A 14,167-nucleotide genomic window follows, 5' to 3' on the forward strand; every position below is an offset into this window, starting at 1 on the left:
CTAAATCGGTGTCCGGGATCAGTAGACCACTACAACTCCCACTTTCAAAATTCATCCATGCCGCCCCTTCGCGAGCTTCCGGACAAAGCCACGCTGATTGCGAGCCCAGCGTTTTTGATTGCAAGCCGCTGCACTTGGTCAGGCCGTTTCCGCAGCGCATGAAGTCCTGGCCGATCTACCGGCAGGGCCAGCCATCGTTCGACGAATAAAGCCACCTCAGCCATGATGCCCTTTCCATCCCCAGCGGAACCCCGACATGGACGCCAAAGCCCTGCTCCTCGGCAGCCTCTGCCTGGCCGCCCCATTCGCCGACGCGGCGACGCTCGACAATGCCCTCTCCGCCTGCCTCGCCGCCCGGCTCGGTGCACCGCACACGGCGGAGGGCCAGTTGCACCTGCCACTCACCCTTGAGGCCCGGCGCTCCACCGGCGAATGCGGCTGTACCTCAGCGCTGGTGCGATATCGGCTGCTGGCCAGGGGCGCCAGCGCCGACAGCTTCGTGCTTCAAGAGGGGCTGCTCGATAGTCGCCAGGACACGCCGCGCACGCTGACCCTGGCGGCGGACGCCGGCTTGGCGAGCGGCCGCGAACTGGTCGTCACCCTGGGTTGCCAGGCGCCTGACTGACAGGCCGGGCTGCCACCACCAGGCCGAGATGGACGCCCTGCATGCACCCGCCGATCGGCAAGCCTCCCGTTCGCACATTCACCACACTGCAATCCAGTTCATAAATCCCATAAAAGCCCTCTTCCGCTCCCCGCCAGCCTCCCCGCATCCCGCACCCTAGACGCCCCGCCGCTCTCCGCCGGCTCGCCCGACAAGAAAAACCAACCGCTCGATCAGCCTCATCCTTCACCCATCACAGGAGCCATCGCGATGCACCTGACACCCCATTGGATCCCCCTGGTCGCCAGCCTCGGCCTGCTCGCCGGCGGCTCGTTCGCGTCCGCCGCCGAGGAAGCCTTCGACCTCTGGAACGAATGCGCCAAGGCCTGCGTGCTCGACCTCAAGGACGGCGTGCGTTCCAGCCGCATGAGCGTCGACCCGGCCATCGCCGACACCAACAGCCAGGGCGTGCTGCACTACTCCATGGTCCTGGAGGGCGGCAACGACGCGCTCAAGCTGGCCATCGACAACGCCCTCAGCATCACCAGCGACGGCCTGACCATCCGCCTCGAAGGCGGCGTCGAGCCGAACAAGCCGGTGCGCTACAGCTACACGCGCCAGGCGCGCGGCAGTTGGTCGCTGAACTGGCTGGTGCCGATCGGCCACGAGAAGCCTTCGAACATCAAGGTGTTCATCCACGAACTGAACGCCGGTAACCAGCTCAGCCACATGTCGCCGATCTACACCATCGAGATGGGCGACGAGTTGCTGGCGAAGCTGGCGCGCGATGCCACCTTCTTCGTCAGGGCGCACGAGAGCAACGAGATGCAGCCGACGCTCGCCATCAGCCATGCCGGGGTCAGCGTGGTCATGGCCCAGGCCCAGCCGCGCCGGGAAAAGCGCTGGAGCGAATGGGCCAGCGGCAAGGTGTTGTGCCTGCTCGACCCGCTGGACGGGGCCTACAACTACCTCGCCCAGCAGCGCTGCAACCTCGACGATACCTGGGAAGGCAAGATCTACCGGGTGCTCGCCGGCAACCCGGCGAAGCATGACCTGGACATCAAGCCCACGGTCATCAGTCATCGCCTGCACTTCCCCGAGGGCGGCAGCCTGGCCGCGCTGACCGCGCACCAGGCCTGCCACCTGCCGCTGGAGACTTTCACCCGTCATCGCCAGCCGCGCGGCTGGGAACAACTGGAGCAGTGCGGCTATCCGGTGCAGCGGCTGGTCGCCCTCTACCTGGCGGCGCGACTGTCGTGGAACCAGGTCGACCAGGTGATCCGCAACGCCCTGGCCAGCCCCGGCAGCGGCGGCGACCTGGGCGAAGCGATCCGCGAGCAGCCGGAGCAGGCCCGTCTGGCCCTGACCCTGGCCGCCGCCGAGAGCGAGCGCTTCGTCCGGCAGGGCACCGGCAACGACGAGGCCGGCGCGGCCAGCGCCGACGTGGTGAGCCTGACCTGCCCGGTCGCCGCCGGTGAATGCGCGGGCCCGGCGGACAGCGGCGACGCCCTGCTGGAGCGCAACTATCCCACTGGCGCGGAGTTCCTCGGCGACGGCGGCGACATCAGCTTCAGCACCCGCGGCACGCAGAACTGGACGGTGGAGCGGCTGCTCCAGGCGCACCGCCAACTGGAGGAGCGCGGCTATGTGTTCGTCGGCTACCACGGCACCTTCCTCGAAGCGGCGCAAAGCATCGTCTTCGGCGGGGTGCGCGCGCGCAGCCAGGACCTCGACGCGATCTGGCGCGGTTTCTATATCGCCGGCGATCCGGCGCTGGCCTACGGCTACGCCCAGGACCAGGAACCCGACGCGCGCGGCCGGATCCGCAACGGTGCCCTGCTGCGGGTCTATGTGCCGCGCTCGAGTCTGCCGGGCTTCTACCGCACCGGCCTGACCCTGGCCGCGCCGGAGGCGGCGGGCGAGGTCGAACGGCTGATCGGCCATCCGCTGCCGCTGCGCCTGGACGCCATCACCGGCCCCGAGGAGGAAGGCGGGCGCCTGGAGACCATTCTCGGCTGGCCGCTGGCCGAGCGCACCGTGGTGATTCCCTCGGCGATCCCCACCGACCCGCGCAACGTCGGCGGCGACCTCGACCCGTCCAGCATCCCCGACAAGGAACAGGCGATCAGCGCCCTGCCGGACTACGCCAGCCAGCCCGGCAAACCGTCGCGCGAGGACCTGAAGTAGCTGCCGCGACCGGCCGGCTCCCTTCGCAGGAGCCGGCCTTCTCGGGGCCTGGCCATACATCAGGTTTTCCTGATGCCAGCCCAATCGAATATGAATTCATCCTGATAGGTAATCCGCCTAACCTGCGTCTGCCACGCTTTCGCTCGTCCCGGAAGCGGCCATAACAATTCCAATAGCCGACGAGGACTCTCCATGCTCACCCATCGCATCGGTGGCATCCGCCTTTCCCCTTCCCCGCAGCGCTCGCCCGGAGACCGCCATGACTGATCTCCGCGATACCTCCCGCGACGAACGCCTGCTGGCGGCCCACGGCTATCGCCAGGAACTGGAGCGCGGGCTGAGCCTGTGGTCGTCCTTTTCCGTCGGCTTCGCCACCATTTCGCCGGTGGTGGGCATCTACTCGGTGATGTCCCTCGGCGCCATGAGCATGGGCCCCTCCTGGGTCTGGGTGGTGCCGCTGTGCCTGCTGCTGCAGTTCGGCGTGGCGCTGGTCTACGCCGAGCTGTCCTCGCAGTTTCCGCTGGCCGGCGGCTGCTACCAGTGGGTGCGACGCCTGGTGGGCGACCGCCTGGCCTGGTTCACCGGCTTCCTCTACCTGGCTTCGGCGCTGGCCTCGCTGACTACCGTGGCCTACCTCGGTGGCTTCTGGCTCGGCCTGCTGGCGACCGGCGCGCCGCCGTCGGCCAACGGCCAGGTGCTCTGCGGCGCGCTGCTGCTGGCGCTGGGACTGGCGGTGAATCTGCTGGGGATCAACCCGCTGAAGTACTTCGTCAATGCCGGGATCGTCGCCGAGGCCATCGCCTCCATCGGTATCGGCGTGCTGTTGCTGCTGTTCTTCCGCAACCATCCGCTCGATCTGCTGTTCAGCGGCCCGGGCGGCACAGGCGATGCGGACGGTTCCTACCTGGACGGCGTGCTGACCGCGCTGGCGGTGGGCGGCTGGGCCTTCCTCGGCTTCGACGCCTGCTCGCAGATTTCCGAGGAAACCACCGATGCCCGCGTCTCCACTCCCCGGGCGATCCTGCGCTCGATGCTGGTGGTGGGATTCACCGTGATGCTCACCGCCTTCGCCGTGACCCTGTCCTACCAGGACATCGGCGCGGTGGTCAGCGGCCAGGTGGTCGACCCGGTCACCCCGGCGGTGGTGGACGCCTTCGGCGCCTGGGCCGAGCGGCCCTTCGTCGCAGTGGTGCTGATCGCCTTCGTCGCCTGCGTGGTGTCGGTGCAGACCTACATCGGCCGGGCGATCTTCGGCATGGCGCGCGACGCCATCCTGCCCGGCTCCGCCCTGCTGCGCCGGGTCGACCGGCGCAAGGTGCCGATGGCGGCGATGGTCTGCAGCACGCTGCTGGCCAGCCTCGGCCTGGCCCTGGGGCTGAACGCCACGGCGGTCGGCACGCTGATCGCGTTCGGCAGCGGCGGTTTCTTCGTGGTCTTCCTGATCGTCGCTGCCTGCGCTCTCTGGGCCCGCCTCGTCGGCCGCTGGGACCCGGACAAGGGCGCCTTGCGCCTGGGGCGCGCGGGGCTGGCGGTGAACGTCCTGGCAGTCGCCTGGCTGTCGTTCGAGGCGCTCAACGTCGCCTGGCCGCGGGCCAGCCTCGCCCCGCCCGACGCGCCCTGGTTCCAGGTCTGGGCGGTGGTCGTGGTGTTCTCCGCGCTGGCCGCGTTCGGCCTGCTCTACATGGTCATCGCCAAGCCGCATCGGCGCATCGCCACCAGCCTCAGCTTCGCCGCTCCGCCGGCGGACTGACCCGCACGCGCCGGCCGTTCCGGCGCCTCCTCCGGTTGTTCCCGCACGCTGGCTTCGCGCCCGGCGGGGCCCGGATCATCCTGCTTTCACGGAGCATCGCCATGAGCGACCTGCATTACTGGAACTACCCCACCGATATCCTCTGCGGCGTCGGCGCCCTGGAACAACTGCCGAGGCGTTGCGCGCTGGCGGGCGTACGCCGGCCCCTGCTGGTCACCGATCCCGGCATGCTCGCCCTGGAGCCCCTGCGCCTGGTGCGCGAGTGCCTGGAACGCGCCGGCATCGACCATGACCTGTTCCACGAACTGTCGAGCAACCCCAGCCTCGCTGAAGTCCACGGCGGCGCCAGGCGCTTCGAGGCCGGCGGGCATGACGCGCTGATCGCCCTCGGCGGCGGCAGCGCCCTCGACGCGGCCAAGGGAATCGCCCTGCTAAGCCGCGATCCGCACGGCCTCGAACGCTTCGAATGGACACAGACGCTGCGCAGCTATCCGACCCTCGCCGACTACCCGCCGCTCGGCCTGCCGCCGCTGCTGGCGCTTCCCACGACCGCCGGCACCGGCTCGGAACTGGGACGCGAGGCGGTGCTGACCGATACGCAACTGGGCATCAAGCGGGTGGTCGGCCATCGCGAGCTGCTGGCCGCCTGCGTATTCCTCGACCCGCGCCTGACCCGCGGGTTGCCGCCGGCGCTGAGCGCCGCCACCGGCATGGACGCCCTCACCCATCACCTGGAGGCGCTGTTCTCGCCGCTCTACCATCCGATGTCGGCGGGCATCGCCCTGGAAGGCGTGCGCCTGGTCAGGCAGCACCTGGAAAACGCCGTGCGCGACGGCAACGACCTCGCCGCCCGGGAAGGCATGCTGGTAGCCTCGGCCAGCGCCGCAGTGGCATTCCAGAAGGGGCTTGGCGGGGTCCACGCCCTGGCCCACCCGCTGGGCGCTCGCCATCACCTGCACCACGGCCTGCTGAACGCCGTGCTGCTGCCCTACGTTCTGCTGGCCAACCGCCCGGCGATAGAAGCCGAGGCCGCGCGCCTGGCGCGCTACCTGGAACTCGACGAAGCGAGCTTCGACGGCCTGCTGGCGTGGATCCTCGAACTGCGCGCGCGCATCGGCATCCCGGCGAACCTCGCCGCCCTCGGCCTGGATGGCGAGGACGCGCAATGGGTGGGCGAGCAGGCGCTGGCCGACCTGTCGTCCTCGGCGACCAACGCCCTGCCGCTCGATGCCCGGGATTATGCGCGCATCTACCGCCAGGCGGTGGCCGGGACTCTCGCCTGAGCGCTCAGGACCCCAGGCCGTGGACCTGCAGCAGGTCGTCGATGAAGGCGCGGGCGGCTTCGCTGAGGGGGCGCCCGGCATAGACGATCATGCTGTGCTCCACCGGGTAGCTCAGCCGCTCCGGCAACAGCGCGCGCATCCGCCCACGCTCGATCCAGGCTTCGGCGTAATGGGTCGGCAGGTAGCCCAGGTGGGTGCCGGCCAGCACGGCATGGGCGACCGCTTCCATGTGGTAGGCGGTGGCGCGGCTGCGCGACGGGCGTAGCGGCAGGACCAGGTTTTCCGGCAGAAAGCCGTGCATCACCCAGTCACAGGCGGCGATCCGCTCCAGGGTCGGCTGCGCCTCGGCGAACAGCGGATGGCGATCGCCGCAGAACACGCCGATCTCTTCGCGATACAGCGGGCGGTATTCGAGGCTCGGCCGCGAACGGCTGAAATAGGAGATCGCCAGGTCCAGCTCGCCTTCGATCACCGCCAGTTCCAGCTCGGTGGGCGAATTGACGAAAAGGTTCAGCTGGACATCCTGGTCGCGCCGCTGGAAGCGCGCCAGCGCATCGCCGAAACGGGCCTGGGGCAAGGTCGCGAGATTGTCCGCCAGGCCCAGGTACAGTTCCCCGACCAAACGTCCGGACAACGCCTGCGCCTGGTCGCGAAACAGGCCGATGGCGTCGAACATCGTTCGCGAAGCCTCCAGCACCCGGCGGCCCTTGGCGGTCAGTCGGAAGCCGCCCTTGCCGCGCTCGCAGAGCCGGTAGCCGAGGCGCTTCTCCAGGCTGGCGATGTGCATGCTGATGTTTGACTGGCTCATGTTCAGCTCGGCCTGGGCCGCGGTGAAACCGCCGCACTTCACCACGCAGGCGAAGATGCGCAACAGACGCAGGTCTAGGTCGGTGACGTTTCTCAGCATGGCGGTCCGATCCGGCGCGAGGTCCCGCAGTCTAGCCGAGCGCCGCGACACACGGCCATCCAGCGGCGGCGCACGGCGCGCCAGAGGCGCTGGCACATCATCGAAAATCTGGTCTATTCCAATTTCTTGAAAATACGCGGAAAAGTCCCGCCCAAAGGTGCAACCAGGACAAGAAAACGCACCAATACCGGGCAATCCCTCGAAAAAATCGAATGGTTTCGCTCTATTTTTGGTCTAGACCATAAAAATACCCGGTGCTAGATTGACCTTCGCCAGCCGGCCCAGCCTGACCGGATCGGCGCCACGCACCGCCGCCACACCTTCACAATCCATCTCAGCCTCGGCAGGACCGAGCAGGAGCGCGCCGACAGCCAACCTTGCGCACGAAAAAAGTCATGGAAAAGGCATCTGGCCTAGACCATGCATCCGGACAGCTTTGCAGCAGCACAACAAGAACAACCTCCCCGCACTGTCTAGACCCATAGGGACCCACATGAACAACCACAACGGTACCCTGCACCGTGGCTGGCAATCGCTCCAGCGCTGGCGCATCCAGATCTTCGTCATCACCTGGCTGGCCTACGCCGCCTTCTACTTCACCCGCAAGGCCTTCTCGGTGGCCAAGCTCGGCATCGCCGAAGACCCCTCCTTCGAGCTCGACAAGAGCGCCATGGCCGATCTCGATGCCCTCTACCTGGCCGCCTACGCCGTGGGCCAGTTCATGTGGGGGGTGTTCGCCGACCGTTTCGGCACCCGCGTGGTGGTGCTCGGCGGTTTGCTCACCTCGGCGCTGGCGGCGCTGGTGATGGGTACCTTCGCCACCCTGCCGATCTTCGCCGCCTGCATGGTGGTCCAGGGCCTGGCGCAGTCCACCGGCTGGTCGGGGCTGTGCAAGAACATCGGCGCCTTCTTCGCCACCTACGAGCGAGGCCGCGTGCTCGGCCTGTGGAGTACCTGCTACGCCTTCGGCGGGCTGGTGGCGACGCCGTTCGCCGGCTGGTGCGCCTACCGGTTGACGCATGATTGGCGCATGGCCTTCCTGTCCTCGGCGGGAGTGGTGCTGGCGGTGGCCGTGCTGTTCTTCTTCCTCCAGCGCAACCGTCCGCAGGACGTCGGCCTGCCGCCCGTGGAGGCCGAGGCCGCGCCCCCCGCCAACGCGCCCCGGCCGAGCCATTCCGGCGCCCTGCTGAAGGCGCTCAGGAATCCCCACGTGCTGGTCCTCGGCATCGCCTACTTCCTGCTCAAGCCGGCGCGCTACGCGATCCTGCTCTGGGGCCCGGTGATCATCTACGAACGCATGCCGGAGATCGGCAAGGTCGCCTCGGCCATCGTGCCTTCGGCCTTCGAGGTCGCCGGGCTGGCCGGGCCGATCCTCATCGGCCTGGCCTCGGACAAGCTGTTCGGCGCCCGCCGCATGCCGGCCTGCGTGCTCAGCCTGGCGGCGCTGACCGTGAGCCTGGCGCTGTTCGTCCCGGCGATGCAGAGCGGCAGCCTGTACCTGGTGGTCGGCCTGCTGTTCATGATGGGCGTCACCCTCTACGGGCCGGACTCGATGATCAGCGGCGCCGCCGCCATCGACTTCGGTACCAGCGAAGCAGCCGGTACCGCCACCGGCTTCGTCAACGGCTGCGGCTCGGTCGGGGCGATCCTCGGCGGCCTGCTGCCGGGCTACTTCGACACCCTCACGGTGTTCTTCGTGTTCACCGCCACCGCGCTGCTCGCCAGCCTGCTGCTGGTGCCGTTCTGGAACAGCCGGCCAGGCGCGTGCCGCGTCGAACCGAAGGCGCATGCCGGCGGGCCGCTGCTGGCGGCCGGCAAGCCGCGTTGAAACCTCGCCGAACCACCGCCCGGCGCCAGGCGTGCCGGGCCAATCCCTAGCGAACAAGGAACCGCCTATGCCACTTGCCCTCTTCGACCTCGACGACACCCTGATCGACGGCGACTGCGCGACCCTCTGGGGGCGCTACATGACCGAACTGGGCTGGGTCGAGAAGACCGCCTTCCTGCACCAGGAACGCCGCCTCATGGAACTCTATGCCGAGGGCCGGCTGGCCATGGAGGACTACATGGACTTCAGCCTGGCGCCCATCGCCGGCCGCACCCCGGCGGAGATCGCCGGCGCCGTCGAGGATTTCGTCGCGCGGATCATAGCGCCGCGCATCCACGCCGACGCCCTGCGCTGCCTGGAACGCCACCGCCAGGCCGGCGACCGCCTGCTGATCATCTCCGCCTCGGCGCACTTCCTGGTCAGCGCCATCGGCCGCCGGCTGGGGGTGGACGAGGTGCTGGCGATCGACATCGAGGAGCGCGACGGCCTCTACACCGGGCGCACCCGCGGCACCCTCACCTACCGCGAGGGCAAGGTCCGTCGCCTCGACGCCTGGCTGGCTCAGGAGGGCGAGACGCTGGCCGGCGCGACCTTCTATTCCGACTCGCGCAACGACCTGCCGCTGCTCTCGCGGGTCGACCGACCGCACACGGTGAACCCCGACCCGGCGCTGCTCGGGCACGCCCGCGAGGCCGGCTGGCCAGTGCTGGAATGGCGCTGAGAAGGCGCGCCGCGCTATACCGCCGGCGGCCCGGAAGCATTACCCTGTAGCCCCCCGGAGCCCCAGCGGAGAAGCGTCGATATGCGCGACGAGCCGTCCCGCCCCCTGACGGTGATCTACCAGTCCCTGCGCGAGCAGATCGAGCGCGGCCTGCTCGCGCGCGGCAGCAAGCTGCCCAGCGAACGGCAATTGAGCGAGCTGTTCTCGACCACCCGCATCACCCTGCGCGAGGCGCTCGGCCAGTTGGAGGACCAGGGCCTGATCTACCGCGAGGAACGCCGCGGCTGGTTCGTCTCGCCGCAGCGGCTGCTGTACAACCCGCTGGTGCGCAGCCACTTCCACGCGATGGTCGCCGACCAGGGCCGGGTGCCGGAGACCGAGGTGCTCGGCGCGGCGATGATCCCGGCCAGCGTCGACATCTGCCAGCGCCTGGAGCTGCCGGCGCTGTCGCGGGTGTTCCAGATCCGCCGGGCGCGGCGGGTCGACGGGCGGCTGGTGCTGTACGTCGAGCACTACCTGAATCCCGCCTACTTTCCCGGCATCGAGCGCTTCGACCTGACTCGCTCGCTGACCGATCTCTACGCCAACCACTACGGCATCCGCTACGGCCGGGTGCGCTTCGAGATGGTCCCGACCATCCTCCCGGCGGAAGCCGCCGGGCCGCTGCGGGTTTCGGTGGGCAGCCCGGCGCTGCAGATCGTGCGGGTCAACCGCGACCAGGCGGGCCGCCTGATCGACTGCGACCTGGAGTACTGGCGCCACGACGCGCTGCAGGTCAACGTCGAGGTGCCCGAGTAGCGCTCCGCGGTCCTGTTCCTGGCGCATGCATGACCGCCTGGCGGGTTTCCCGCCGCTTCCAGCGCATTGGTCGACCGCTGGGCACGCTGCGTCGACGCTGAGCGGTTGCCGCTGACGGCACGGCCTGCTAAAAGCGGCGACGACATTCGAAAATGCGATACGACCATGAGCGACAGTGAAAAATCGAATAGCCGCCTGTTCGACCTCGACCTGCTCCGCGCCATCGTCACGGTGGCCGACTGCGGCAGCTTCACCACTGCCGCCGCGCGCCTGCACTCGACCCAGTCGACCGTCAGCCAGAAGGTTCGCCGCTTGGAGGAAATGGCCGGACACCGCCTGCTGGAGCGCGGCAACCGCGACGTGTTGCCGACCGACGCCGGCGATACGCTGCTCGGCTATGCCCGCCGCCTGCTGGCACTGAACGACGAACTGGCCGAGGCGCTATCCGGCGCCACGGTGGCGCTGACGGTACGTATCGGCGTGCCGGACGACTTCGCCGCCGGCCGTACCACCGAGCGACTGGCGGCCTTCAACCGGCGTTATCCACAGGTCAAGCTGGAAGTCACCAGCGGCATGAGCCGCGACCTCAGCGCCAGCTACGACCGCGGCGAACTGGACCTGGTGCTGCTCAAGCAGCGACGCGCCAGCCGCGAGGCACTGGCCTGCTGGCCGGAAAAGACATGCTGGGTGGACAGCGCCAGGAACCCCTGCATCGACCTCGACCCGCTGCCCATCGTCACCTTCCCGCCGCGCGGGGTCTACCGCGACGAGATGATCGCCGCCCTGGAAGCGGTCGGCCGGCGCTGGCACATCAGCTTCACCAGTTCCAGCCTCAGCGGTCTGCAATCGGCCATCGCCGACGGCATGGGCATCGGCCTGCTGCCGCTGCGCGCGGTGAGCGCAGGCCACGCGGTGCTGCCGAAGAACGTCGGGCTGCCGGCGGTGGACGTGTTCGAAGTGGCGCTGCTGCACCGGCCGGCGGCGGATCCGATGGTGAAGGCGCTGGCGCGCGTGCTGTCGCGGGTGCTGGCGGAAGATACCCGGAGCCGTCCCGCATTCGAAAAATGAATATGCTGGATTCCAACATTTAATTTGTGCATGCGCCAGGCGCTGGATATCGTTGCCGTCAGCAACGGCTCGCGCCCGCCCGTTTCGCTCCGGCGGCGCGTGAGCCGGCAGCAAGACAACAACGAGGAAACGCTCCATGTCCAAGTCCAGCTACTACGCGCCGCACGGCGGGCACCCGGCACAGACCGAGCTGCTCACCGACCGGGCGATGTTCACCGAAGCCTATGCCGTGATTCCCAAGGGGGTGATGCGCGATATCGTCACCAGCCACCTGCCGTTCTGGGACAACATGCGCATGTGGGTGATCGCCCGCCCGCTGTCCGGCTTCGCCGAGACCTTCTCGCAGTACATCGTCGAACTGGCGCCCAACGGTGGCAGCGACAAACCGGAGCAGGATCCCAACGCCGAGGCCGTGCTGTTCGTCGTCGAAGGCGAGCTGAGCCTGACCCTGCAGGGCCAGGTCCACGCCATGCAGCCGGGCGGCTACGCCTTCATTCCGCCGGGCGCCGACTACAAGGTGCGCAATACCACCGGCCAGCACACCCGCTTCCACTGGATCCGCAAGCACTACCAGAAGGTCGACGGCGTACCGCTGCCGGAAGCCTTCGTCACCAACGAGCAGGACATCCAGCCGCTGGTGATGCCGGACACCGAAGGCCGCTGGAGCACCACCCGCTTCGTCGACATGAGCGACATGCGCCACGACATGCACGTCAACATCGTCAACTTCGAGCCGGGCGGCGTGATCCCCTTCGCCGAGACCCACGTGATGGAGCACGGCCTGTACGTGCTGGAAGGCAAGGCGGTGTACCGCCTGAACCAGGACTGGGTCGAGGTGGAGGCCGGCGACTTCATGTGGCTGCGCGCCTTCTGCCCGCAGGCCTGCTATTCGGGCGGCCCGGGGCGCTTCCGCTACCTGCTGTACAAGGACGTCAACCGGCACATGCGCCTGACTCTCAATGCGCCGCATTGAGGGCGGGACAGGCTGAAAGGGAACCCGGCGCCATGGCGCCGGGTTTTTCGTTTGCGGAAGGCGCCCAGCCCGTCGTCAGCTCCGGGCGCGGAGGACTTCAGGGCGAACCGAACATGGCCGTCCAGTAGATTCCCGCGTCACTCTTCGGATCGGTGGCGTAGGCCGCGCCCAGCTCGCGGTAGCCGGGGTTCATCAGGTTGGCGCAGTGGCCCGGGCTGGCCAGCCAGCCGTCGACCACCTTGTCCACCCCGTCCTGGCCGGCGGCGATGTTTTCGCCAATCAGCCCGCCGCTGTAGCCGGCCAGCTCGGCGCGGTCGCCGGGGGTGCGGCCGTCGCGGTCGAGGTGGTCGAAGAAATTGCCGTTGGCCATCGCCCGCGAATGCGCTTCGGCGGCGCCGCCAAGGGTGGCGTTCCAGGCCAGCGGCTGGGCCGCTGCGTAAGGTTTGCCACCGCACTGGCGGGCTTGCCCGCGGGCGGCATTGATCCGTTCCAGGAGCTTCTGCCCTTCCGCCTGCCAATCGCCCATGCCGCCGCGCAGCAATGGCCGGGCGAGGACGATGCGCCAGTCGCGGTCCTGGCGGCTGACGCCGACGTCGACGAATTGCGGGTCGAGCACCACGCGGCAGAAGCTTTCCTCCAGCGCCTTCATCGCCGCGCCGGCATCGCGCGGCCCGGAAAGGCTGATCGACTGCACGTTGACCATCGGGTAGGCGGCCTGTGCCATCGCCTGCTGCAGGTCGCCGGCGGCATTCACCGGCAAGGCCAGGCGCGGGTCGGCGGCCAGCGGCGGCAGTTCACCGCTGGCCTGCCCGCCGCAGGACTGCACCTGGCCACGGTAGGCGTTGATCGCCTCGACCAGTTGCGCCTCGTCGGCGGCACTGGCGGCCGCTGCGAGCGCCAGCCCGAGCGTCAGTACGGCCAAACGCGGGATGCTTGGGATTGCCATGGAAATCTCCTCGATCTGATGGCGCCTATGATGCGCGATTCCGCGGCGCGCCGCCGCATTCGACCGGAACCCGGCGCCGGCGTTGCAGGCTCAGGCCGGCGCTTCGGCGAACGCCTCCACCAACCGCTCGATCACCGCGCGGACCCGCGCGGTGTGGCGCAGGTCCTTGTGGGTAACCATCCACACCTCGTATGGCCGGCGTCGCTCGCGCTGCGGCCAGACCCGCACCAGTCCGTCGCGCTCGCCCATGTACAGCGGCAGCTCGCAGAGCCCCAGGCCGCGCGCCAGGGCCTGGCGCACCATCATGTTGGAATTCACCGCGATGACCACCCGGCCGTCGCGGATCGGCTCGCCGCCCAGGGTCAGTTCGCGCTGGCTGTGCCAATAGGGTTCGTACATCACCAGGTCGTGGCCGCGGAAACGCTCGCCGGGCACCGGCACGCCGTTGCGCCGCAGGTAGTCCGCGGAAGCGAACAGGCCCATGGGCCAACTGGCGAGTTTTCTCAGGATCAAATCGGGATTTTCCGGCCGCAGGGTGCGAATCGCGATGTCGGTCTCGCGCTTGGGCAGGTCGACCACGGCCGAAGCGCTGTCGAGCAGCACGCGGATATCCGGGTGTTCAAGGTGCAGGCGGCCCAGGGCGGGTAGCACGAAGTCGACGGCCAGGGAGTCGGTGGTGGACAACCGCACCTCGCCGGACAGTCGGTGGTCCATCCCGCGGGTCCGCCGCAGCAACTCCAGGGCCGAGCGCTCCATCTTCTCGGCCAGTTCGAAGGCCGCCTCGCCGGCCGGGGTCAGCAGGTAGCCGGACGAGGTGCGCAGGAACAGGGTCGAGCCCAGCGCCGCCTCCAGCGACGCCAGCCGCCGGCCCACCGTGGCCTGGTCGACGTGAAGCGCGCGGGCGGCGCCGCGCAGGGTGTGCTCGCGGCAGAGCGCGAGGAAGACGCGGGTGTCGTCCCAATTCATGGCGGTTTTCCTGATGCATTTTCGCATCAGTCTAATGAAAAAGCGCTGCGCGACCACGGCATCCGCGCTGCTTACCATGCGAACCAGGTCCGAACCATTTTCCCAGGAGCATGCAATGAGCAGTACGAACCGATTT

Annotated in this window: 13 protein-coding genes; 10 read left to right on the plus strand and 3 right to left on the minus strand. The window is 68.6% G+C overall.

Going from position 1 to position 14,167, the window contains the following annotated elements; all coding sequences use genetic code 11:
* The 5 genes from HMPREF2716_RS29720 to HMPREF2716_RS07585 form a co-directional block, all read left to right on the plus strand.
* Positions 1 to 209, plus strand: a 209-nt coding sequence (locus tag HMPREF2716_RS29720; protein ID WP_218189021.1) for a hypothetical protein, incomplete at its 5' end; no start/stop codon positions are given.
* A 47-nt stretch (positions 210 to 256) separates the two neighbouring features.
* Positions 257 to 625 (plus strand): DUF2195 family protein, encoded by a 369-nt coding sequence (locus HMPREF2716_RS07570; protein WP_003145453.1) that lies wholly within the window; start codon positions 257 to 259, stop codon positions 623 to 625.
* Positions 626 to 874: 249 nt separating this feature from the next.
* Entirely contained in the window at positions 875 to 2,791 is a 1,917-nt protein-coding gene (gene toxA, locus HMPREF2716_RS07575; protein WP_023518489.1) for an exotoxin A, read from the plus strand.
* 259 nt (positions 2,792 to 3,050) lie between these two features.
* Entirely contained in the window at positions 3,051 to 4,541 is a 1,491-nt protein-coding gene (locus HMPREF2716_RS07580) for an APC family permease (RefSeq protein ID WP_003082330.1), read from the plus strand.
* Between the two features lie 101 nt (positions 4,542 to 4,642).
* Positions 4,643 to 5,824, plus strand: coding sequence for an iron-containing alcohol dehydrogenase (locus HMPREF2716_RS07585; protein WP_023518488.1), 1,182 nt, complete (start codon positions 4,643 to 4,645; stop codon positions 5,822 to 5,824).
* A gap of 4 nt (positions 5,825 to 5,828) precedes the next feature.
* Here the strand turns inward: HMPREF2716_RS07585 and HMPREF2716_RS07590 are convergent, their stop codons facing one another.
* On the minus strand, positions 5,829 to 6,731 hold the full coding sequence (locus tag HMPREF2716_RS07590) for a LysR family transcriptional regulator (RefSeq protein WP_003116332.1): 903 nt from the start codon (positions 6,729 to 6,731) through the stop codon (positions 5,829 to 5,831).
* Between the two features lie 493 nt (positions 6,732 to 7,224).
* Here HMPREF2716_RS07590 and HMPREF2716_RS07595 point away from each other — a divergent pair, with 493 nt between their 5' ends.
* The 5 genes from HMPREF2716_RS07595 to HMPREF2716_RS07615 all read left to right on the plus strand — a co-directional run bounded on the left by HMPREF2716_RS07595 (position 7,225) and on the right by HMPREF2716_RS07615 (position 12,119).
* Positions 7,225 to 8,559, plus strand: a complete 1,335-nt coding sequence (locus HMPREF2716_RS07595) for an MFS transporter (protein WP_003145458.1) — start codon at positions 7,225 to 7,227, stop codon at positions 8,557 to 8,559.
* Positions 8,560 to 8,626: 67 nt separating this feature from the next.
* Complete coding sequence (locus tag HMPREF2716_RS07600; RefSeq protein WP_003082318.1) at positions 8,627 to 9,280, plus strand: HAD family hydrolase; 654 nt, start codon at positions 8,627 to 8,629, stop codon at positions 9,278 to 9,280.
* A gap of 81 nt (positions 9,281 to 9,361) precedes the next feature.
* Entirely contained in the window at positions 9,362 to 10,078 is a 717-nt protein-coding gene (locus HMPREF2716_RS07605) for a UTRA domain-containing protein (RefSeq protein WP_003086532.1), read from the plus strand.
* Between the two features lie 165 nt (positions 10,079 to 10,243).
* On the plus strand, positions 10,244 to 11,146 hold the full coding sequence (locus HMPREF2716_RS07610) for a LysR family transcriptional regulator (RefSeq protein ID WP_003112482.1): 903 nt from the start codon (positions 10,244 to 10,246) through the stop codon (positions 11,144 to 11,146).
* A gap of 136 nt (positions 11,147 to 11,282) precedes the next feature.
* The gene (locus HMPREF2716_RS07615; RefSeq protein ID WP_003086528.1) at positions 11,283 to 12,119 is read left to right on the plus strand and encodes a bifunctional allantoicase/(S)-ureidoglycine aminohydrolase; all 837 of its coding nucleotides are present in this window, start codon (positions 11,283 to 11,285) and stop codon (positions 12,117 to 12,119) included.
* A gap of 97 nt (positions 12,120 to 12,216) precedes the next feature.
* Here HMPREF2716_RS07615 and HMPREF2716_RS07620 read toward each other — a convergent pair whose 3' ends face one another.
* The gene (locus HMPREF2716_RS07620; protein WP_019681607.1) at positions 12,217 to 13,065 is read right to left on the minus strand and encodes a CAP domain-containing protein; all 849 of its coding nucleotides are present in this window, start codon (positions 13,063 to 13,065) and stop codon (positions 12,217 to 12,219) included.
* 90 nt (positions 13,066 to 13,155) lie between these two features.
* Positions 13,156 to 14,031, minus strand: coding sequence for a LysR family transcriptional regulator (locus HMPREF2716_RS07625; protein WP_003101845.1), 876 nt, complete (start codon positions 14,029 to 14,031; stop codon positions 13,156 to 13,158).
* Between the last annotated feature and the right edge of the window lie 136 nt (positions 14,032 to 14,167).

This window comes from Pseudomonas sp. HMSC076A11, assembly GCF_001810205.1.
GTDB lineage: Bacteria > Pseudomonadota > Gammaproteobacteria > Pseudomonadales > Pseudomonadaceae > Pseudomonas > Pseudomonas aeruginosa.

Coding starts and splice junctions, on each gene's coding strand:
- HMPREF2716_RS07590 (WP_003116332.1), bottom strand. CDS start 6,731: ATGCTGAGAAACGTCACCGACCTAGACCTGCGTCTGTTGCGCATCTTC.
- HMPREF2716_RS07580 (WP_003082330.1), top strand. CDS start 3,051: ATGACTGATCTCCGCGATACCTCCCGCGACGAACGCCTGCTGGCGGCC.
- HMPREF2716_RS07600 (WP_003082318.1), top strand. CDS start 8,627: ATGCCACTTGCCCTCTTCGACCTCGACGACACCCTGATCGACGGCGAC.
- HMPREF2716_RS07605 (WP_003086532.1), top strand. CDS start 9,362: ATGCGCGACGAGCCGTCCCGCCCCCTGACGGTGATCTACCAGTCCCTG.
- HMPREF2716_RS07585 (WP_023518488.1), top strand. CDS start 4,643: ATGAGCGACCTGCATTACTGGAACTACCCCACCGATATCCTCTGCGGC.
- toxA (WP_023518489.1), top strand. CDS start 875: ATGCACCTGACACCCCATTGGATCCCCCTGGTCGCCAGCCTCGGCCTG.
- HMPREF2716_RS07615 (WP_003086528.1), top strand. CDS start 11,283: ATGTCCAAGTCCAGCTACTACGCGCCGCACGGCGGGCACCCGGCACAG.
- HMPREF2716_RS07595 (WP_003145458.1), top strand. CDS start 7,225: ATGAACAACCACAACGGTACCCTGCACCGTGGCTGGCAATCGCTCCAG.
- HMPREF2716_RS07625 (WP_003101845.1), bottom strand. CDS start 14,031: ATGAATTGGGACGACACCCGCGTCTTCCTCGCGCTCTGCCGCGAGCAC.
- HMPREF2716_RS07620 (WP_019681607.1), bottom strand. CDS start 13,065: ATGGCAATCCCAAGCATCCCGCGTTTGGCCGTACTGACGCTCGGGCTG.
- HMPREF2716_RS07570 (WP_003145453.1), top strand. CDS start 257: ATGGACGCCAAAGCCCTGCTCCTCGGCAGCCTCTGCCTGGCCGCCCCA.
- HMPREF2716_RS07610 (WP_003112482.1), top strand. CDS start 10,244: ATGAGCGACAGTGAAAAATCGAATAGCCGCCTGTTCGACCTCGACCTG.